The organism is Azorhizobium sp. AG788 (assembly GCF_004364705.1).
Lineage (GTDB): Bacteria > Pseudomonadota > Alphaproteobacteria > Rhizobiales > Xanthobacteraceae > Azorhizobium > Azorhizobium caulinodans.
In genome coordinates, this window is record NZ_SOBM01000008.1 from 88,527 (window position 1) to 107,379 (window position 18,853).

An 18,853-nucleotide genomic window follows, 5' to 3' on the forward strand; every position below is an offset into this window, starting at 1 on the left:
TATCCCAGTTTCGTAAAGCCAGGAGGCCAGGGCCCGCCCCCACGTTGCGGCCCCGCTAACGAGGTCTTCCGCAACGCGAAGCCGCGTAGGCAGGAAGCCGGCAAATCATCACGACGAGCTGCACGCTTTCACTTCCGCTGCTGCCAGCCGACGAAATAATAATTCCGAGGCGACCAATCACCGGGTTGATTCACTTCAAGGATGATCGGCGCCGAACCTCCATATTGCGTCGCACCATACTTGCGTTTCGCAGGATGTTCCGCCCGAGGTCTCCATGATCGACGCCACGCAAATGCCGGCTCTGGAGGGCAAGCGCGCCCTCATCCTTGGCATCGCCAACGAGCATTCCATCGCGTACGGATGCGCCCGCGTGTTCCGCCGCCTCGGCGCGGAAGTCGCCCTCACCTATCTCAACGAGAAGGCGCGCCCCTTCGTGGAGCCACTGGCCCATGAGTTGGATGCCCGCATCTTTGCCCCCTGCGACGTGGAGCAGGAAGGCGCGCTGGATTCGGTTTTTGCCGAAGTGCGCGAAACCTGGGGCGGCCTCGACATCGCGCTCCATTCCATCGCCTTCGCCCCGAAGGACGACCTGCACGGACGGCTGGTGGACAGCTCGGCGGCGGGGTTCGCGCTCGCCATGGATGTGTCCTGCCACTCCTTCATCCGCATGGCTCACCTCGCCGAACCCTTGATGACCCAGGGCGGCACGCTTCTCGCCATGACCTATCAGGGCGCCAACAAGGTGGTGCCCAACTACAATCTCATGGGGCCGGTGAAAGCGGCGCTGGAGAGCGCCGTGCGCTATCTCGCCTATGAGCTGGGGCCGAAGGGCATCCGTGTGCATGCCATCTCGCCCGGCCCCCTGAAGACGCGCGCCGCGTCGGGCCTCAAGGATTTCGACCTCCTGCTGAACGAGGCCGCCACCCGCGCGCCGGTGCACGAGCTGGTGGACATCGACGACGTGGGCATGACCGCCGCCTTCCTTGCCACCCCCTTCGCCCACCGCCTCACGGGAATGACCGTCTACGTCGACGGCGGCCTCAGCATCATGACCTGAGGCTCAGCGGGGCGGGTGGTCACCGACCAGTCCCAGCGTTCGTGGATCAGCCTCGCCGTTGAAGAAGACAGCGAGCGCCTGACGGAAGATGCTGTCCGGATCGCTGGCGGCGCCCGCGAAGAGCGTGAGGCTGGAGCGGAACTTCATGTCGTCGGGCGATCCGAACAGCGCCGGCGCTCCACGCGACGCGTGGGGCAGAGTCGCCGCCGTGGCGCGGCGCAGACGCTCTCCCAGGACGGGGTGCGCGAGATAGGCGCGCGCCTCCTCAAGGCCGGTGAGACCGTAGAAGTGGGCGGTGGTTGAAAAACCGAGGCCCTGCATCTGCGGGAAGACGAACCACATCCAGTGACTGTTTTTCTGGCCACTGGAGATCTCGGCAAGGGCCTCCTCGAAACGCCCGTTCTGTGCATCGAGGAAGCGCTGGAGGTGGAACGGATCGTCGGCCATCACCTCCTCCAAACCTCTCAATGGCATGCCGCCCGGCGGACCGGGCGGCGTCGGTCAGAAGGCGGCGGCCTGGCTGTCCTTGCGGCTGTCGCAGCCGGCGGCATAGAAGCCGTTGTCGCCGCGCACGATGAGCTGGGCCGAGCCGAAAGCGAAGACCGCCTCCGGCGGGTCCACCACGATCTCGTGGCCGAGCGCCTTCAGCCCTTCCAGAACCTCAGGTCCGACACCCGGTTCCACCGCCACCTTGCGGCCCGCCACCACGCGCCAGCGCGGCGCATCTGCGGCCGCCTGCGGGTTCTGGTTGTGCCGCAGCACCCGGAGCGCCATCTGGGTGTGGCCCTGTGCCTGCATCGGCCCGCCCATGACGCCGAAGGACATGAGCGGCTCGCCCGCATGGTCCATGGCAAAACCTGGAATGATGGTCTGGAACGGGCGCTTGCGCGGCGCCACCTCATTGGCGTGGCCCTGCTTCAGCACGAAGCCGGCGCCGCGGTTCTGCAGGCTGATGCCGGTGCCCGGCACGACCACCCCCGAACCGAAGCCCATGTAGTTGGACTGGATGAAGGACACCATCATGCCCTTCGCGTCCGCCACCGTGAGATAGACCGTGCCGGCCTGGCGCGGCGCGCCATAGCTGGGCAGGCTCGCCTTGCTGCGGTCGATCAGCTTCGCACGCTCGGCGAGATAGGCGGGATCGAGGAGCGAGGCGGGATCGATATTCATGTAGGCCGGATCGGCCACATACTGGAACAGGTCGGCCAGCGCGAGCTTGGTGGCCTCGATGCCCAGATGAATGCCGGCGACGCTGTCCACGTCCTCATGCGGCGCGCCGAGCGCTTCCAGAATGCCGAGGGTGATGAGGGTGGCGATGCCCTGCCCGTTCGGCGGCAGTTCGTGCACCACGCCGGAGCCGAAGGGCTGCGACAGGGTCTCGACGAAGTCCGCCTGATGGGCACCTAGATCGTCGAGGGACATTGCCGCGCCATGCGCCTTGGCATGGGCGATCATCTTGTCGGCGAGTTCGCCGCGATAGAAGGCCTCGCCTTCGGTCTGGGCGATGAGTTCAAGGCTCCGGGCCATGGGCTCGCAGCGGAACACCTCGCCCGCCTTCGGCGCCCGCCCCTCGGGCAGGAAGGCCTCCGCGAAGCCGGGCTGGTCGGCCAGGATCTTCTCGGCATTGGCCCAGAGCTTTGCGACGCTGGGAGAAACCGGATAGCCCTCGCGCGCATAGCGGATGGCCGGCTCGGCGATCACCTCCAGCGGCAGCGAACCGAAGCGCCGCCACAGCGCGATCCAGCCCGAGACCGCGCCCGGCACCGTCACCGCGTCCCAGCCGCGCTCGGGCATCACCGCCCGGCCGGCGAAGCGGTCGCGCGTCCAGCCGGCGGGCGAGCGGCCGGAGGCATTGAGGCCATGCAGTTGCTGCCCGTCCCACAGGATGGCGAAGCCGTCCGAGCCAAGGCCGTTGCCGGACGGCTCCACCACCACCAACGCCATGGCGGTGGCGATGGCGGCATCCACCGCATTGCCGCCGCGCGCCAGCATGGACAGGCCCGCTTGCGCCGCCAGTGGCTGCGAGGTGCTGACCACATTGCGGCCGAGCACCGGCTGGCGATGCATGGGATAGGAGGTGCGATAATCGAGCGACGACAGATCCACGGTGGGCCTCTTCTGCGCTGGGGCGTATGTCTGCTTCGTCTCTAGTGCGCCCGGGGTCAGGAGGAAAGCTTGCAATGCATCAGAACCTGACCGGAGCCGCAGGAAACCGCATGCCGCAAAGGTATGAGAGGGTCTTCGCGACCATGGGCTTGGCCTTCGGTATCGGACGACTAAGATGCGCCGGCCGGACCACAGGGAGAGGTGGTCGGGTGCGACCGTCGGCACCAGCGCAAGGTCATGCGCGGAGATGACATGAGATCGAGTCTTCCCTCTCCGCCCCCCAACCGCTGGCGCAACCTCGGCGACCTGATCGACCGCGGCGGAGACCTCTCGCGACCAGCCCTGATCGACCTCTCCACGGCACCACCGCGCGTCCTGACCCATGCCGAAGCCGACCGGCTCATCAATGGCGTCGCCCGCTTCCTGACCGATCGGGGGCTGAAGCGGGGAGACCGCGTCGCCATCCTCTCGTCCAACCGCGCGGAGGTGCTGCTGAGCTATTTCGGCATCATGCGCGCCGGCTTCATCGCCGTCCCCATGAACGTGAAGCTCCCCCGGGACATGATCGACTACGTGGTGACCGACTCCGGTGCCCTCTTCGCCTTCACCGACCGGGCAAACCGGCCGCTCGTGCAGGGCGCGGTGACCTTTCTCGATTTTGACGACGATGGCCCGTCCGGCTTCCACGCCGCCATCACCCCCTGCGATTTCGCGACCGTACCCATGGCGGAGGGAGAGATCGCGCAGATGCTCTACACCTCGGGCTCCACCGGCCGGCCCAAGGGCGTACCCCTCTCGCATTCCGGCCAGCTCTGGTCGCTCGACATGCGCACCTCCGACGGCGCGCGGCGGGAGGACCAGCGCTATCTCATCGCCCAGCCCCTGTTCCACATGAACGGGCTGTTCTCCGCCAAGACGGCGTTTGCCACCAACGCCTCCATCGTGCTGATGCCGGCTTTCGACGTGCGGCCCTATGTGGACGCCATCGCCACCTATGGCGTGACCGCGCTTTCCAGCGTGCCGACCATGTTCGCGCGGATCGTCAAGGATGCGGACTATGTGGCGAGCCGGGACATGACGAGCCTCAAGCGCATCATGATGGGATCGGCCCCGACCACGGCGACGCTGTTCTCGTCCGTCGCGGCGCTGTTTCCGCAGGCGACGCTGGTCCTCACCTTCGGCGCAACCGAGACCGGCCCTGCCATCTTCGGCCCGCATCCGGATGGACGGCCCACGCCACCAGTGTCGCTCGGCACGCCTGTTCCGGGCACGCAGGTGCGCCTGGTGGATGGACCGGATGCGGATGAGGGCGTGCTCTGGGTCCGCAACCCGGCGATCATGCCCGGCTATCATCGCAAGCCGGAGCTGACCGCGGCCGTGCTCAAGGACGGCTGGTACGTGACGGGCGACATCCTGCGCCGGGATGCGGAGGGCTTCTATTACTTCGTGGGGCGCGCGGACGACATGTTCGTCTGCGGTGGCGAGAACATCTATCCGGTGGAGGTCGAACGCCTGCTGGAACGTCATCCCGGCGTTCAGCAGGCGGCGGTGGTGCCCTTGCCCGATGCCGAGCGCGGCCAGATGCCGGTGGCCTTCCTGGTGCCGAAGCCAGGTGCCCGCCTCAGCGCGGCCGAGGTGAAGACCTTTACGCTGGAGAATGGCCCCGCCTACCAGCATCCCCGCCGTATCGCGCTCGTCAGCGAACTGCCCTGGGCCGGTACCAACAAGATCGACCGCGCCGCGCTCAAGGCCGAGGCGCTGCGACGGGAGAGCGAGCAGTGCTGGGCGTCGTGAGCGCGGTCAGCGCGCCATGTAGGTTGTAGGGATGGCGGTCGTGAACTTCATCTCCTCCATGGCCAGCGATGAGGAGAGATTGGAGAATTCCAGCTTCGAGATGAGGCGCTTGTAAACCTCATCATAGGCGTCGATGTCCGGCACCACCACGCGCAGCAGATAGTCGGTCTCTCCGGTCAGGCGCCACGCTTCCACGATCTCGGGCATGGAGGAGATGGCCCGGCGGAAGCTCTCCAGCCATTCCATACTGTGGCGGGCCGCCTTTACGGCCACGAAGACGGTCAGCGGCACGTTGGCCTTGCGGCGGTCCAGCAGGGCGACACGCTTCAGGATGTAGCCGTCATCCTCCAGCTTCTTGATGCGGCGCCAGCACGGTGTCGGGCTGAGCCCGACCTGCTCCGCCACGGTTGCGGAGGACATGAGCGCATCCTCCTGCAAGAGGTCGAGGATGCGGCAATCGATGGCATCTGGCACGGCACGCTCCGGAAAATTTTAAACCACGGCAATCGTCTTATTGTAGCATGCGCATGTCGTCCCGCACACAAGATCGCGAGCGCCGATTGCTCCAGATCGAGCAGGCACGCAATCCTGATGCGGACAACGCCGCGCGACACTAGGCGCCGGTTTCTGTGTGCGTCTACGCGCGGGGAACCGGAAGCGTGGCGACGGCCCCTGGCGTGCAGGTCGGTCCGCCGGAGATCGCGCGTTCATCGCGGCGGTCGCGGGGCATTTCGCCGTCGGCCAGCCCGGAAGATGACGTCTCCTGCTGGAACCGGAAGCGTAGCTGGAGCGTCCTGCTCCAGAGTCCGGCCACGGCCTGGCCGTGAGAAACCGGCGAGAGAGGAGAGAGACATGCGGCGCGGTGCACTGGCGATGACGACAATGCTGCTGGTGACACCGGCCGCGGCGGCTGAAAGCGGGGCCTACTGGACCTATGCGGTGTCGGCGCGGCCCGAAGACCAGTCGAGCATCGTCTGGGCTTCGCCCATCGGCACGACCGAGAAGGACGGCGGTCTCGCGCTGATCTGCAAGGCGGGGCGTGTGCGGGTTTCGGCCCTGCCGGTGCCGCAAGGTGTCGATGGGATCGAGGTGCGCTACCGCTTCGACGACGGCCCTTGGGCGAGCGCCCGCTGGGCCGCCGAAAAGACCCGCCTCGTGCTCGATGGCGACACGGCCCGTGCCTTCGCCGAGGGTCTGGTGAAAGCCCGCCAGACCGCCTGGGTGCAGGTGGGCGGCGGGCGCAGCATGATGTTCCTCGTCGATCACGAGAAGGACCGCGCGCTCATCGGCACCGTGGCGCGCGCCTGCCGTGTCTCCGCTGCGGCAGGCTGAGGCCGTCCGCTCAGGACATGGCCGCAAACGCCCTGGCGAAGAAATCCGGGCCGCCGAAATTGCCGGACTTGAGGGCCAGCAGCATCTGCGGCGCGTGGGCGACCGTCCGCAGGAGCGGAACGCCGGCCGCGATCTCCGGCCCCACCTCGAAACCGGCAATGCCCAGCCGGTCGACGCAGGCGCCTGAGGTTTCCCCGCCCGCCACCACCAGCCGGCGCACGCCGGCCTCGACGAGGCCCGCCGCGAGGGCGGCGGACGCCTGCTCGATGGCGAGGCCCGAGGCATGGCGGCCATGGCGCGCCTGAACGGCCGCCACCTCCTGCGGGGTGCCGCTGGCGGCGATCAGCACCGGCCCGTGCGCCAGCCGCTCCCGCGCCCAGCCGATGGCTTCGGCAACCACGGCTGCACCGTCGGTGACGAGTTGTTCGGCCGCGAGGCGCAGCACAGGCATGTTCTCTTCAGCCCGCGCGATCTGTTCCAGCGTTGCGGCCGAACAACTGCCGGCGATCGCCGCCATGGCGCCGGGGACCGACGCGCCCCAGCGGAGGGCGCCGTCAGTCGGAGCTGTCCGCCCGGCTGCGAGGGCGCGGGCAAGGCCAAGACCGAGGCCAGAGGCCCCCACGGACAGCGGCCCGTCCAGAGCGACGGCACCAATCGTCTCGAGATCGCGCTCGAACACCGCATCGATGATGGCCGCGCCCTTGCCCTCTTGCGCCAGCGCGGCGAGGCGGCTGCGCACCGCATCCGGCCCGCGCGCCACGGTGTGAAGATCGACGAGCCCCACCGGCGCTGCCGACTGGCGCTCCATCACCCGCACCAGGTTGGCGTCGGTCATGGGGTTCAGGGGGTGGTCCTTCAGCGGGCTTTCGTTGAGCGGCAGCGCGCCGACGAACAGATGCCCGAAGTAGACCGTCCGCCCGGTCTCCGGAAAGGCGGGCGTCACCAGAACGGGGCCGGCAGCCGCATCGGCACGCAGGGCATCGGTGACCGGACCGATATTGCCGGCGTCCGTGGAATCGAAGGTCGAGCAGATCTTGAACAGGATGTGCCGCGCCCCCTCGCCCCCGAGGAAATCGCGGGCGCCGCGGGACAGCGCCACCGCCTCGGCGGCTGGAATGGAGCGGCTCTTGAGCGCCACCACCACCGCATCCACCTCCGGCAGGGCAAAGTCCGCCGCCGGGACGCCGATGGTCTGCACCGTGCGCAGGCCCGCTTTGGTCAGGGTGTTGGCGAGATCCGAGGCACCGGTATAGTCGTCGGCGATACAGCCAAGAAGAAGGGTCATGCGATGGCCCGAACGCGAGGAAGATAAGGCTTCATCCAGCCGAGACCCGCAAGGGTGGAACGCCCGCGGGGACGATAATCGCAGCCGATATATCCGTCATAGCCGAGGCATTCGAGCCGGCGCAGGATATAGGCATAGTTGAGTTCGCCGTCATCGGGCTCACCCCGGTCGGGCACGGCAGCGACCTGCACATGGCCGATCTGCTTGATGCGGCGGCGCAGCGCCATGGCCACATCGCCGCGCGCGAGCTGGCGCTGATAGACGTCGAACAGCATCTTCACGTGCGGCACGCCGAGTTCGGCCACCAGATCGGCCACATGGCAGAAATCGGTGAGGAAATAGCCAGGGATCTCGCGCGGATCGAGCGGCTTGAGCAGCAGGCAGAGCCCCTCCCGCTCCAGTCTTTCACCGGCGAAGGCCACCGCCCGGCGGAAGCTCGCCTCTGCCTGCGGATCCTGCCGCGAGCCGAGGCCCGCCATCATGACGAGCTTGTCGGCACCGATCGTCCGGGCGTAGGCGACGCCCTGCTCCAGCGTCGCCCGGAATTCGTCGAACCGCTCTGCCTGGCAGGCAAGGCCGCGGTCTCCCGCCGCCCAGTCCCCGGCGGGCAGATGCAGCATCGCCGCCTTGAGACCATGACGCTGAAGGCGCTCGGAGATCCGGTCCGCCGGCACGTCATAAGGGAAGGTGAATTCCACGGCGGCAAAGCCGGCCTCGGCGGCGGGCGCGAAGCGGTCGAGAAACGGCAATTCCGTAAAGAGCGAATGGAGGTTCGCAGCGAAACGGATCATGAAACGCTCTCCCCCTTTGGCAATGTCACCCCGGACAGGCCGGCATAAAGACGTGCGAGCGAAGAATCGTCATCCCGGCCCATGCCGGCACCCGCCGCGCCGAGATAAAGCTGGAGCGCGGCGGCCGCGAGCGGCACGGGGTAACGGGCGGCCCGAGCCATGTCCTGAATGATGCCGAGGTCCTTCACGAAGATCTCGACCGCGCTCAGGGGCCGATAATCACCGGCGAGCACATGCGGGATGCGGTTCTCGAACATCCAGCTGTTACCCGCCGAGGCTGTAATGACTTCATACACCATCTCAAGGTCGAGTTCCTGCCGGGCGGCAAAAGTGATCGCCTCACAGGCGGCCGCGATGTGCACCCCGGCCAGAAGCTGGTTGATCATCTTGAAGGCGGCGCCGGTGCCCGCCGCATCTCCGAGCCGATAGAGCTTGGCGGACATGGCCTCGAGCGCCGCGTCAGCGGCCGCGAAGGCCTCCGGACGGCCGGAGGCCAGAATGGTGAGTTCGCCCTTGGCCGCCCGCGCCGCCCCGCCGGAGATGGGCGCATCGAGATAGAGGCGCCCGAGCGCTTCGAGGCGGCCCGCGAAATCGCGCGCTTTCTCCGGCGCCATGGTGGCGCAAGAGACGAACACGGCATTGGCGGGCATGACCTCGGCAATGCCTTGAGGACCGAACAGGATGGCCTCCGTCTGGTCGGCGTTCACCACCACGCTCACCACCACGCTGGCGCCTTGCACCGCTTCCGGCAGCGTGGTGCAGCCCGTGCCGCCGGCCTCCGCCAGCGCGGCAACGGCGGCCGCCGACAGATCGCAGCCGCGCACCATGAGACCTGCGGCGAGCAGCGACTTCGCCATGCCCAAGCCCATGGCCCCGAGGCCGATGACCGCGACCGTCCGCGTCTGGGTCTCACCGTCAACTGCAACCGACATGGGTTTCCTCGCCCTTATGTTTTGGCAGCGCTGCCACGCCGATAAATACTCGATCCTCCGCCCATCGCAACCGAATTTTGGCAGCGCTGCCATTTTTGTTGCGGCTGTGCCTGCGACGTGGGATGGTGCCGCCCGTTGGCCGTATGACCTGCCGGAGTGCCCCTGTGACCGCGTTTCCCGTCCGCGCCCCCGCCGCCACCCTTGCGGACGTCGCCTCGGCGGCGGGCGTGGGCGAAAGCACGGTGTCGCGCGTGCTCCGCAACCACGGCTCCTTTTCCGAGAAGACCCGCAAGCGTGTGATGGAGGCCGCCGCCCAGCTCGGCTATGTGCCCAACCGGATCGCGGGCACGCTGGCCTCTTCCGGGTCGCGGCTGGTTGGCATCATCGTGCCCTCGCTGTCCAACATCGTCTTTCCCGAGGTGCTGAGCGGCGTGAACCAGGCGCTTGAGGACGAGGGCTATCAGGCGGTATTCGCGGTCAGCGAATACAAGATGGCCCGCGAGGAAGAGATGGTCGCCTCCATGCTCGCCTGGCGGCCCGCCGCGCTGATGGTGGCGGGCCTCGAACACACGCCTGCGGCGCGCGCGCTCCTGGAGTCCGGGGGCACACGCATCATCGAACTGATGGATCTCGACGGCGAGCCCATCGACATTGCGGTGGGCTTCTCCAATCTGGAGGTCGGCCGCGTCAGTGCCCGGCACCTGCTGGCGCGGGGCTATCGCCGGATCGCCTATGTGGGCCACGATCTTGCCGCCGACACACGCGCCGCCAAGCGCCTCGAGGGCTTCGAGGGCGTGCTGCGGGACCAGGGCCTCGCCCTCATGGAGCGTTCGACCTTGCCCACGCTGTCCTCCATCGAGGCCGGGCGCGCGGGACTGGAGCACGTACTCGCCCGCCGGCCGGACCTTGAAGCGGTCTATTTCTCCAATGACGACATGGCCTTCGGGGGCTATTGCCTGTGCCTGTCACGCGGCATCCGCGTGCCGGACCAACTGGCGCTGTTCGGCTATAACGGCCTCGGCATCGGTCAGGCGCTGCCCCAGCCGCTCTCGACCATCCGCACGCCGCGGGTCGAAATCGGCGCCACGGCGGCCCGCCTCGCCGCTCGCAACGCCCCGGCCCAGCGCATCGATCTCGGCTTCGAACTCATCGCGGGCGCAACCGCCTGAGGTTCACATCCAGCCACGGGAGACGGCCATGAGTACCGCCGACGAAAATGCCCTGCGGGACGACATCTGCCGCTTCGCGCGTTCACTGTTCGAACGCGGGCTCACCCCCGGCTCATCGGGCAACATCTCGGTGCGGCTGGAGGATGGCGGCTGGCTGGTGACGCCCACCAATGCCTCCCTCGGCCATCTCGACCCGGCCCGCCTCTCGCGCCTCGATGCTTCCGGCACCCTGCTCTCGGGCGACAAGCCCACCAAGGAAATCCCGCTCCACGCCGCGCTCTACGAGACGCGCGGTTCCGCCCGCGCGGTGGTGCATCTGCACTCCACCCACGCGGTGGCGCTGACGCTGCTGCCGGAGATCGACCCGCGCTCGGCCCTGCCGCCGCTGACGCCCTATTATCTGATGCGCGCCGGACAGACCGCCCTCGTGCCCTACTACCGGCCCGGCGATCCGGCGGTGGCCGACGCAATCAAGGGGTTGGCCGGCCGGTATTCATCCGTCCTGCTGTCGAACCACGGACCGGTGGTGGCGGGCGAGAGCCTGGAAGCCGCCGTTTTCGCGACGGAGGAACTGGAGGAAACCGCCAAGCTCTATCTCCTCACCCGGAACGTGAACCCGCGCTTTCTCTCGCGGGCGCAGGTCGATGACCTCGTCGCCAGCTTCAAGTGCGAGATCGCCGATGCCGACGCGCTGGACCGGCAATGCCGCGCGCCGGACTGCCCGACACACGGCTTCGGCTTTCTCGGCGGGATCGCACGCGAACCCGCCGAGGATTGAGAGCAGCCGTTCTCACGCGCCGCCGGGGAGCGGCGCGGCCGGATCGACGAGACCCGCCGTCCGCAGCTCCCGCCAGAAGTCGGCCGGAACGACCTCACGCAGCGCAGCGCCATCCTCGGCAATGCGCGCGGGGCGGCTGGCACCGGGAATGACCGCGGCGACCGCCGGATTGGCGAGGGAGAATTGCAGGCCCGCCGCCTTCATGCTCACCCCGTGCCGGTCGGCAATGCCTTTGATCCGGGCCACCTTCTGCGCCATGTCCGGAGTGATGGGCGCATATTCGAAGTTCGGCCCGCCCACCAGAGCGCCCGAGCTGTAGGGACCGCCCACGACGATGCCGAGGCCGCGTTCGGCCACCTGCGGCATCACCCGCTGAAGGGCGCGGGAATGATCGAGCAGCGTGTAGCGGCCGGCCAGAAGGAAGGCGTCCGGCTTCGGTTCCTCGAGCCCCAGCAGCAGCTCGATGGGTTCCACCTTGTTGACGCCGAGGCCCCAGGCTTTGATCACGCCTTCATCCCGAAGCCGGTCCAGCACCCTGAAGGCGCCGGTGCGGGCTTCCTCGAAGCGGCCGAGCCAGGCGTCGCCCCAGAAATCCTGGGCCACGTCATGCACGAAGACGATGTCCACATGCGCGGTCTTCAGCCGCTTGAGACTGTCGTCGATGGACCGAAGCGTGGCATCGGCCGTGTAGTCGTTCACGATCTTGTTCGGGCGGCCGTATTTGAAGACATCGCCCTTCTCGCCGAGGTCGCGGGCGCTCATCTCCTCGATCTCGTCGAGGATCACCCGGCCGACCTTGGTGCTGATCACATAATCCGCCCGCGGGCGGTCGGCGAGCGCCTCGCCCATGCGAATTTCCGCAAGGCCCGCGCCGTAGAGGGGCGCGGTGTCGAAATAGCGGATGCCGTCATTCCATGCGGCTTCGACCGTCGCCAGAGCTTCCGCCTCCGGAATGTCGCGGAACATGTTGCCCAGCGGCGCCGCACCGAAGCCGAGACGGCCGGGGAGAATATCCTTGAGTGCCATGGTCCTGTCCTCATGCGAATAGGGCGCTGCACACGGCGCGAGGGCCGCGATCTGGCAGCGGAGATGTCAGGGGCGGATGTGCGGGCCTGCGCGGCCCGCACCCTCACGCAACGTCCACAGGGTCGAGCAGTTGCGAATTGCGCTCGGCGAGATCGTTGATGCGGGAGATGTAATCGAGGAAGTGCGGCGTCTGGCGGTGGGCGGCCACGGCGGCGTCGCTGACATAGAGCTCATCGAGCACGAAGCGGCCGGGCACCGCCTGATCCTGCCAGATGTCCCAGCGCAGGTTGCCGGCCTCGGCGCGGCAGAGCGGCGCCATCGACGAGAGCAACGCCCTCAGTTCCTCGGCCTTGCCCGGACGGGCCGCGAGGATCGCCACGATCTTGACGGGATTCGACATCGATTCTGTTCCTTCGGCATTCGGCAAGCGGCGGGAGCGGCCATTCGCTCGCGCCTCGATGGACGGTTCATAAACGGGCGGCGGCGCGCTCCAGCGCCTCGACCAGTCTCTGCCCCACGAGATGGTCGGAGCGGGGATTCTGGCCGGTGATAAGTTCACGATCGACAATGACGTTGGGCTCGAAGTCCGCGGCGGTCGTCTCCACCGCGCCGCCCGCAACGGTGAGCGCATCCACCATGCTGAAGTGAAGGCGGGCCTTCAGGACGTGTTCCTCCACCACCTTCTCCTCGCTGTTGGAGAAGACCGTCATGCGGTAGCCCGCATACTGCCAGCCGCGCGCCCAGTCACGCGCCTTCGCCACATCGTCGGCAATGAGCGCCGCGCGGAACTCGCGCGCATGGGGCATGGCGGCGGCGACCACGATGGGACCATGGCACAGCAGGGCGGTGGGCTTCGCCCGCTCGTGGAAATGCCGCAGGATGAAGCCGACGTCCGCGTCCTGCATCAGATCGACCACCGGCGCCTGCCCGCCGGGAACGAAAACGCCGGCATAGGCGTCGAGGCCTTCCTCGATCACAGCACGCAACGTGCGCACGTTGGTCATCGCCGGGTGCTCGGCATAGAAGGCCTTGGCGCGCCCATAGGCCGCCTCGTCGCCCTCGAAATGAACCGCCGAGTCGGACGCCGGATCGATATGGGGACGGGTACCGTCGGGCGTCGCCAGCACGACGTCATAGCCTGCCGCGATCACGGCCATGGCCGGCACCACCGTCTCGTTCAGATACTGGCCCGTGGCCGCCCAGCCGCCGCCGCGGATCTCGATGCGGGTGGCGTTGGACCCGATGACCAAAACCTTGCCCTTGCTCATGACTGCCTCCGTTTGGTCGGGCCGGGTCAGGTGACCCGGCTTGGATGGGCAGACCATGCGCCATGCGAACATATTCTAGAAATTTATTTCTATGAGATAAGATATTCACATGAGATTATAACTCATGCGCTACGATCTCAATCTCCTGCCGGTTTTCGTGACCCTCATGGAGGAGCGCAGCGTCACACGAGCCGCCGAACGACTCGGCATGACGCAGCCGGCGCTGTCCAACGCTCTGGCGCGCCTGCGCGTGGTGATGCGCGATCCCCTGTTCATCCGCGAGCGTTACGGCATCCAGCCGACGCCGCTGGCGCTGGAACTGGCGCCCGTGCTGCGGGCCGCGCTCGCGCAGATCGACGAGGTGGTCCATAGCCAGCAGGCCTTCGAACCAGCCGAGGCCGAGCGGCTGATGACGATCGCGCCGAACTCCTATGCGGAGTTTGCGCTGATCCCTGCCGTCGTGGCGCGGCTCCGGGCGGTTGCGCCCGGCATCAGCCTGCGCCTGACGCCCTATGGCAGCGACCTGTCCGAAACCGGGGTCATCTCCGGGACCACGGCCATGGCCATCGGCCGCTTCGTGGAGGTTCAGGACAATCTCGTGGTGCAGCACCTGATGGACGATGGCCTCGCCTGCGTCGTGCGGGCCGACCATCCGGACGTGGGCGATGTCCTGACGCGGGAGACTTACGAGCGCCTGCGGCACGTCAATGTGCTGCCGCCCGGCCGCCTGCGCGCCGGCCTTTTCCAGGTGCTGGAGCGCCATGGCCTGAAGCGGGACGTGGCGGTGTCCGTCACCCACTTCCTGGCCGTTCCCGAGATGATCGCGGTGACGGATTATTGCGCCACCCTGCCCCGCCTCATCTGCGCGCGCCTCGCGCATGATACGCGGCTGAAGTTCGTTCCGGCCCCGGTGGACCTCGGCACCTTTCCCGTCGACATGGCCTGGCACGTGCGCTACCGGCACGATCCCGCCCACCGCTGGCTGCGCACGCTCATCGCAGAGGTGGCACGGGAGGCGGCCGGAACCGCCCCCGCACCGGATGATGCGCCCTGAGAGCGCCGGATCGGGACAGACGCCTCCGTCTCTGGCGCAGGCTCTGCGTATCCGACTTGGACGCCCGGCGCCGGAAATCGCAGGGCGTCCGTGACTTCAGACGCGTCCGGCCTCACTGCGGCAGGAGTGCCGTAGCCGGCTGTTTCTCCACCGCCGGAGGCGCCCAGCGTCCGGTCAGCACGTCCGAGCGCGGCGCATAGAGCCGCATGGTCAGATTGAACGGCCCCTTGGGCGTGGGCAGCCAGTTGGCCTCCCGCTCCTTGCCGGGATTGTCCGCCTGGATAAAGAGGGTGAGACCGCCGTCAGGATCGGTCTTCAGCGGCATCCAGCTGCTCACCGCGAAGCGGTTGAGCGGATTGGCCACCTGGAAGCCGTCCTTGTCGTACAGCGTGATGGACCAGAAGGCGTCCACCGGCGGCACCGCGCCTTTCTCGAAGCGGATGAGGTAGGCATTGACGCCATCGAGCGGCTGGTTCTGCCCGTCGAGCAGGGCCATCGGATAGACCGCATCCTGCGGCACGTTCGCGCCGAGGCCCACCTGCGCGACGATCGCGCGCTTCAGATAATAATTGCCATAGACACCCATGGTGTCAGTGTTCAGTGACCAGTTGTTCACCACCCGCGCCAGCGTCGGCAGTTTCCAGAGCATGAGATGCTGCGCCTTCTCCGGTGCCGCCTCCATGGCCGCACGGGTTTCCGGCGGAAGCTTGGACGGATCTAGGCTCTGTCCTGGCTCGATGCCGAGGCGCTTCAGCTGGGCGATGATGGGCTGGTCCGTGGCGTGGGGCGGATGCAGCTTCAGGAGCTCCGCCGCATAGGCGAAGAAGGCGGGCCCCGGCATGGTGTCCACCTGGATCTTCGGCGGCGTCTTCACATCCACGGATGCATCGATCTTCTGCTCGGGCTCCGGCGCAGGCCCCTTGCCCCAGTAGGCGAGCGGGGTGAGCTTGAAGCCGGCCTGGATCTTGTGCACGGCGGGATAGTCCGCCGGGCCGTCGGTCTTGGTCCGGCCGATGATCCAGATGAACGGGGTGGTGGCGCCGATGCGCGTGACACCCTCGGGCACCGTACCCGTCCAGCCGGGCGGGGTGACGAGGAAGTTGCCCGCCTTGGTGCCGGTGGTGCGCGAGCCCGGCGAGGCGAACACATCCGTCCACATGTCCATCATCGGCAGCAGATAATAGCGCCCGTCCGTATCCGGCACGGAGACGACGATGGGCCCCTGCGTCAGGTCGAGCCAGGCGGAGGAATAGAGCGTATCGAAGTTCGGGCGCACCACGGCGCGCATGTCCGCGCTCGGGAAGGCCGGCACGTTGACGAAGCTGTTGGCCGGCCCGCCGATGCCGGCGCCCTTCGGCAGGTTGGTCAGCTGCTTGCGTGTCACATCCATGGTGACCAGCGGGTAGAAATAGAGATAGGCATCCACCGCCAGCTCCTGAAGCTGCTCGGCGGGCGCGGCAAGCGCCGGTGTGACGGCGCACAGGGGCAGAAGCGCGGGCATGGCGCAGCCGAGCGCCAGCGCGGCGGCCGCGGTCCGCAGCGGACGCGCTGCAAGATGCAGAATTGCTCGATTTTCCATTGGCTTCCCCCTTTTGCTCATTCAAGGCGCAGGTCGCACCCGGCACAACGCCGAGCCCTGTCGACCTCCGCCGCATGTGACGGCCGGACCGCCGAGGGGGTGTGACGCCCGTCGGCTTCCGCCATCGCGGACAGGATGTCGTCCCATGATGCCGTCGGGGGTCACGGCAGCCATGGGCTGGATCAACGCGGACGCTCAGAAGTGGTAGGCGATGCTCGCGAATGGGCCGTGGATGGTCACGTCGTAGCGAAAGTCGGAATTGGGGCCGCTGACCGAGCGATAATCGGTGTAGAGCACGCGATAGCCGAGCGCGCTCGAGACCTGCGGCGTCCAGAAATAACCCACCGACAGGAAACCCTGCGTGGTCAGCTCCGAGCCGACGCCGAAGCCGCCGATATCCGCCAGCGCATTGACGAACCAGCGCTCGTTGACCCGGTAGGTGGCGGCGAAACCGACGATGGGATCCAGCCACTCCTTCGTCTCGGAGCCACCGGCCGCAAGCGGCACGAGGCCGGACGTGAGCGTCATGTCGGCCGTCAGGCGCTGATAGCGGAAGCCGGCCGTGGCATAGACATCGAAATTGGGCGTGCTGACCGGCAGGCGATAGCCCGCAATGCCCGAGGCGATGGTCAGCTTCTGCGAATAGGAGAGGCGCGGATTGTTCGCGACGTTCAGCGTCTTGTCGGCGCCGATGTCGGCCCAGATCAGGTCCGCCAGCAGCATCCAGTCGCCGTTCTTGGCGAGGAAGGAGCCCATGAAGGCGCCGTTGAGATTGTTGAGAATGTCAGAAAAGCCGACGTTCACGTGGCTCGTCGGCAGGTCGCGGACGCCCACGTCACCGGTGAGGCTGGTGCCCCACAGATAGAGTGTCGCCTGATAGGTCCAGCCGGACGGAGTGGCCGGGACGACCACCGGAACGCTCGCCCGGGACGGCGACACATCCGCCGCCGATACCGACGCGCCCCACAGGCCCAGCCCGCACACCAGACCCGCAACTGCGGCCAACCGCCGCCCGCAACGCCAAACCCGCATCCCGGTCCCCCCGAACCGACCTTCCGCTTCCGGAAAGCGACATGGAGGTATCTAAAGCCCAAAAGACGCAAAATGCGATACCGCTGGGTCAAAAATCCCCACCCTCACCCTCTGGTTGTGGACGAGTGTGGCTTTCCGACATCGCCTCTTCCGTCGCTCCCCTCGGATCACAGGTCCAGCACCAACCGTTCGCCCGCCGACTGTGCCACGCACGGCATGAGCCGGCTCGCGCGCTCGGTCTGGGACAGGCAGCGGTCGCGATGCAGGGGCTGGCCCTCCAGATAGACGACCGCGCAGGTGCCACAGATGCCGCCGCCGCAGGAGACCGGCACCTCCACGCCCGCTGCCGCCAGCGCATCGGCCATGTTGGCTCCGGCGGGCACGTCGAGTTCGATACCGCGCTTCGCCAGCACCAACCGATAGTCCCGCGCATCCGGATCGGGCACGAGGGGCGGCGGCACGAAGCGCTCCAGATGCACCCGCTCGGCCAGCCATCCCTCGGTGGCCGCCGCGACGTCATCCAGCATGGACAGCGGACCGCAGCAGGCGAGGGAAGCCTCTCCCGGCGCCCGCGCGATGACATCCGCGAGAGCCGGCCGCGCCCCTTTGGTCGTATCATGAACGGTCGCGAGGTCCCGTTCGAGTAGCGGGGCGAGCTGGTCCGCCAGCGGCGGGGCGCCCCGGCTCGCCACGTGCAGGTGGAAGTCCTCCCGCCCCTGTGCCAACAGCGCCGCGGCCGCCGAGAGGAAGGGCGTGACCCCGATCCCGCCTGCGATGAAAAGCTGAAAGCCGGGCCCGAGCGGCACGCCGCCACGCGGCAGGCCCACGTGCATCTCATCCCCCACGCTCACAGCGTCGTGCAGCCGGATGGACCCGCCCCGGCCCTGCGCCTCACGCTTCACCGCGACCACATAGCGGTCCCGCTGCGCCGGGTCTCCGCACAGGGAATATGTGCGTGTGAGGCCTCCGGGGAGATAAAGGTCCACATGGCCGCCGGGCCGCGCCGGGGGAAGATCCCATCCTTCCGGGTCCCGAAGGGTGAAGCGCTTGACCCCCTCGCCCGCATCCTCGATGGCGCTCACGCGGGTCAGGATCGCACCGTGTCGCCGCATGTCAGACGTTCCGCAGCAGATCGCCGATCCGCACCGTGCCGCCTTCGAGGATGCGGCAGTTGAGGCCGGAGCGGTTGATCAGGGGATCAAAAATTGCCTTGCCGGTGATCTCCTCGATGTGCCGGCAGGGCACGGAAAGGCGCGTCGCCTCCAGCAGCGTCTCCCCCAGCCAGAAACGGCGGCCGACCAGATGGTTCAGCGGCACGCCCTCCACCGTCACGTTGCGGCGGTGGTCCTCCGGCTTCAGTTCGATCTTGTGGTCGCGCAGGAGGGCGTCGAGCGTCTCCATCTCGAACAGCGTGACCTGCCGCCCCTCCTCCGGCCGGTCGGAATAGAAGCCCTCTTCGCGGCCGATCATGTAGCGATCGCCCTCGATGCCCTTGCCAGCGACGAGATGGATTTCCTCCATGGCGCGCATCGGCAGGAAGGCGCGGGCGGTGATGTGCAGGTGGCGCACGACGCCGACGAAGGCGGGGGCCGGCGTCTCGATTGCGGGTTGCAGACTGAGCATGTCCTTGGGCCTTTCGGATCGAGCCTC

19 protein-coding genes are annotated in these 18,853 nt (G+C 67.6%); 6 read left to right on the forward strand and 13 right to left on the reverse strand.

Features of this window, described 5'->3' with window-relative positions; all coding sequences use genetic code 11:
* The first annotated feature begins 274 nt into the window (after positions 1-274).
* Entirely contained in the window at positions 275-1,057 is a 783-nt protein-coding gene (fabI, locus tag DFO45_RS20470; RefSeq protein ID WP_133866315.1) for an enoyl-ACP reductase FabI, read from the forward strand.
* A 3-nt stretch (positions 1,058-1,060) separates the two neighbouring features.
* On the opposite strand, the gene DFO45_RS20475 is transcribed toward fabI, so the two are convergent.
* A complete protein-coding gene (locus DFO45_RS20475; RefSeq protein WP_133866316.1) occupies positions 1,061-1,504 on the reverse strand; it encodes a DUF1810 domain-containing protein in 444 nt (147 codons plus the stop codon).
* 54 nt (positions 1,505-1,558) lie between these two features.
* Positions 1,559-3,163, reverse strand: a complete 1,605-nt coding sequence (locus DFO45_RS20480; protein ID WP_348633847.1) for a gamma-glutamyltransferase family protein — start codon at positions 3,161-3,163, stop codon at positions 1,559-1,561.
* A gap of 252 nt (positions 3,164-3,415) precedes the next feature.
* Here DFO45_RS20480 and DFO45_RS20485 point away from each other — a divergent pair, with 252 nt between their 5' ends.
* Positions 3,416-4,957, forward strand: coding sequence for a class I adenylate-forming enzyme family protein (locus tag DFO45_RS20485; RefSeq protein ID WP_133866317.1), 1,542 nt, complete (start codon positions 3,416-3,418; stop codon positions 4,955-4,957).
* A 6-nt stretch (positions 4,958-4,963) separates the two neighbouring features.
* On the opposite strand, the gene DFO45_RS20490 is transcribed toward DFO45_RS20485, so the two are convergent.
* Positions 4,964-5,431: an Lrp/AsnC family transcriptional regulator gene (locus tag DFO45_RS20490; protein WP_012171297.1), complete on the reverse strand. Its 468-nt coding sequence runs from the start codon at positions 5,429-5,431 to the stop codon at positions 4,964-4,966.
* A 378-nt stretch (positions 5,432-5,809) separates the two neighbouring features.
* Here DFO45_RS20490 and DFO45_RS20495 point away from each other — a divergent pair, with 378 nt between their 5' ends.
* Positions 5,810-6,289 carry a hypothetical protein gene (locus DFO45_RS20495; RefSeq protein WP_133866318.1) on the forward strand — a complete coding sequence of 160 codons (480 nt, stop codon included), beginning with the start codon at positions 5,810-5,812 and terminating at the stop codon, positions 6,287-6,289.
* 10 nt (positions 6,290-6,299) lie between these two features.
* Here the strand turns inward: DFO45_RS20495 and otnK are convergent, their stop codons facing one another.
* From otnK to ltnD, 3 genes are read right to left on the reverse strand one after another with little or no spacing between them, the layout of a single operon-like run.
* The gene (otnK, locus tag DFO45_RS20500) at positions 6,300-7,574 is read right to left on the reverse strand and encodes a 3-oxo-tetronate kinase (protein ID WP_133866319.1); all 1,275 of its coding nucleotides are present in this window, start codon (positions 7,572-7,574) and stop codon (positions 6,300-6,302) included.
* Positions 7,571-8,365 (reverse strand): TIM barrel protein, encoded by a 795-nt coding sequence (locus DFO45_RS20505; RefSeq protein ID WP_133866320.1) that lies wholly within the window; start codon positions 8,363-8,365, stop codon positions 7,571-7,573. The genes otnK and DFO45_RS20505 overlap by 4 nt, the downstream gene beginning before the upstream one ends.
* Positions 8,362-9,390 (reverse strand): L-threonate dehydrogenase, encoded by a 1,029-nt coding sequence (gene ltnD / locus DFO45_RS20510; RefSeq protein ID WP_133866321.1) that lies wholly within the window; start codon positions 9,388-9,390, stop codon positions 8,362-8,364. The genes DFO45_RS20505 and ltnD overlap by 4 nt, the downstream gene beginning before the upstream one ends.
* Positions 9,391-9,461: 71 nt before the next feature.
* Between ltnD and DFO45_RS20515 the strand changes: the two genes are divergently transcribed.
* Entirely contained in the window at positions 9,462-10,466 is a 1,005-nt protein-coding gene (locus tag DFO45_RS20515) for a LacI family DNA-binding transcriptional regulator (RefSeq protein ID WP_245518204.1), read from the forward strand.
* Positions 10,467-10,494: 28 nt separating this feature from the next.
* The gene (locus DFO45_RS20520; protein WP_133866323.1) at positions 10,495-11,244 is read left to right on the forward strand and encodes an aldolase; all 750 of its coding nucleotides are present in this window, start codon (positions 10,495-10,497) and stop codon (positions 11,242-11,244) included.
* Between the two features lie 12 nt (positions 11,245-11,256).
* On the opposite strand, the gene DFO45_RS20525 is transcribed toward DFO45_RS20520, so the two are convergent.
* The 3 genes from DFO45_RS20525 to DFO45_RS20535 all read right to left on the reverse strand — a co-directional run bounded on the left by DFO45_RS20525 (position 11,257) and on the right by DFO45_RS20535 (position 13,538).
* Complete coding sequence (locus tag DFO45_RS20525) at positions 11,257-12,270, reverse strand: aldo/keto reductase (RefSeq protein ID WP_133866324.1); 1,014 nt, start codon at positions 12,268-12,270, stop codon at positions 11,257-11,259.
* Positions 12,271-12,373: 103 nt separating this feature from the next.
* Entirely contained in the window at positions 12,374-12,670 is a 297-nt protein-coding gene (locus tag DFO45_RS20530; RefSeq protein WP_133866325.1) for a putative quinol monooxygenase, read from the reverse strand.
* A 67-nt stretch (positions 12,671-12,737) separates the two neighbouring features.
* Complete coding sequence (locus tag DFO45_RS20535) at positions 12,738-13,538, reverse strand: type 1 glutamine amidotransferase domain-containing protein (RefSeq protein WP_133866326.1); 801 nt, start codon at positions 13,536-13,538, stop codon at positions 12,738-12,740.
* A gap of 124 nt (positions 13,539-13,662) precedes the next feature.
* On the opposite strand from DFO45_RS20535, the gene DFO45_RS20540 reads away from it, so the two are divergent.
* On the forward strand, positions 13,663-14,592 hold the full coding sequence (locus DFO45_RS20540) for a LysR substrate-binding domain-containing protein (RefSeq protein WP_133866327.1): 930 nt from the start codon (positions 13,663-13,665) through the stop codon (positions 14,590-14,592).
* Positions 14,593-14,704: 112 nt separating this feature from the next.
* Here DFO45_RS20540 and DFO45_RS20545 read toward each other — a convergent pair whose 3' ends face one another.
* The 4 genes from DFO45_RS20545 to DFO45_RS20560 form a co-directional block, all read right to left on the reverse strand.
* Complete coding sequence (locus DFO45_RS20545) at positions 14,705-16,093, reverse strand: DUF1254 domain-containing protein (RefSeq protein WP_133866442.1); 1,389 nt, start codon at positions 16,091-16,093, stop codon at positions 14,705-14,707.
* A 273-nt stretch (positions 16,094-16,366) separates the two neighbouring features.
* Positions 16,367-17,110 (reverse strand): hypothetical protein, encoded by a 744-nt coding sequence (locus DFO45_RS20550; RefSeq protein ID WP_133866328.1) that lies wholly within the window; start codon positions 17,108-17,110, stop codon positions 16,367-16,369.
* Positions 17,111-17,370: 260 nt separating this feature from the next.
* Complete coding sequence (locus tag DFO45_RS20555) at positions 17,371-18,315, reverse strand: PDR/VanB family oxidoreductase (RefSeq protein WP_133866329.1); 945 nt, start codon at positions 18,313-18,315, stop codon at positions 17,371-17,373.
* Position 18,316: 1 nt separating this feature from the next.
* On the reverse strand, positions 18,317-18,826 hold the full coding sequence (locus DFO45_RS20560; RefSeq protein WP_133866330.1) for an MOSC domain-containing protein: 510 nt from the start codon (positions 18,824-18,826) through the stop codon (positions 18,317-18,319).
* Between the last annotated feature and the right edge of the window lie 27 nt (positions 18,827-18,853).

Excerpts from the sequence above, each read along its gene's own strand:
- fabI (WP_133866315.1), top strand. The coding sequence starts at position 275 with ATGATCGACGCCACGCAAATGCCGGCTCTGGAGGGCAAGCGCGCCCTC.
- DFO45_RS20475 (WP_133866316.1), bottom strand. The coding sequence starts at position 1,504 with ATGGCCGACGATCCGTTCCACCTCCAGCGCTTCCTCGATGCACAGAAC.
- DFO45_RS20485 (WP_133866317.1), top strand. The coding sequence starts at position 3,416 with ATGAGATCGAGTCTTCCCTCTCCGCCCCCCAACCGCTGGCGCAACCTC.
- DFO45_RS20495 (WP_133866318.1), top strand. The coding sequence starts at position 5,810 with ATGCGGCGCGGTGCACTGGCGATGACGACAATGCTGCTGGTGACACCG.
- otnK (WP_133866319.1), bottom strand. The coding sequence starts at position 7,574 with ATGACCCTTCTTCTTGGCTGTATCGCCGACGACTATACCGGTGCCTCG.
- DFO45_RS20505 (WP_133866320.1), bottom strand. The coding sequence starts at position 8,365 with ATGATCCGTTTCGCTGCGAACCTCCATTCGCTCTTTACGGAATTGCCG.
- ltnD (WP_133866321.1), bottom strand. The coding sequence starts at position 9,390 with ATGGCAGCGCTGCCAAAATTCGGTTGCGATGGGCGGAGGATCGAGTAT.
- DFO45_RS20520 (WP_133866323.1), top strand. The coding sequence starts at position 10,495 with ATGAGTACCGCCGACGAAAATGCCCTGCGGGACGACATCTGCCGCTTC.
- DFO45_RS20525 (WP_133866324.1), bottom strand. The coding sequence starts at position 12,270 with ATGGCACTCAAGGATATTCTCCCCGGCCGTCTCGGCTTCGGTGCGGCG.
- DFO45_RS20530 (WP_133866325.1), bottom strand. The coding sequence starts at position 12,670 with ATGTCGAATCCCGTCAAGATCGTGGCGATCCTCGCGGCCCGTCCGGGC.
- DFO45_RS20535 (WP_133866326.1), bottom strand. The coding sequence starts at position 13,538 with ATGAGCAAGGGCAAGGTTTTGGTCATCGGGTCCAACGCCACCCGCATC.
- DFO45_RS20540 (WP_133866327.1), top strand. The coding sequence starts at position 13,663 with ATGCGCTACGATCTCAATCTCCTGCCGGTTTTCGTGACCCTCATGGAG.
- DFO45_RS20545 (WP_133866442.1), bottom strand. The coding sequence starts at position 16,093 with ATGCCCGCGCTTCTGCCCCTGTGCGCCGTCACACCGGCGCTTGCCGCG.
- DFO45_RS20555 (WP_133866329.1), bottom strand. The coding sequence starts at position 18,315 with ATGCGGCGACACGGTGCGATCCTGACCCGCGTGAGCGCCATCGAGGAT.
- DFO45_RS20560 (WP_133866330.1), bottom strand. The coding sequence starts at position 18,826 with ATGCTCAGTCTGCAACCCGCAATCGAGACGCCGGCCCCCGCCTTCGTC.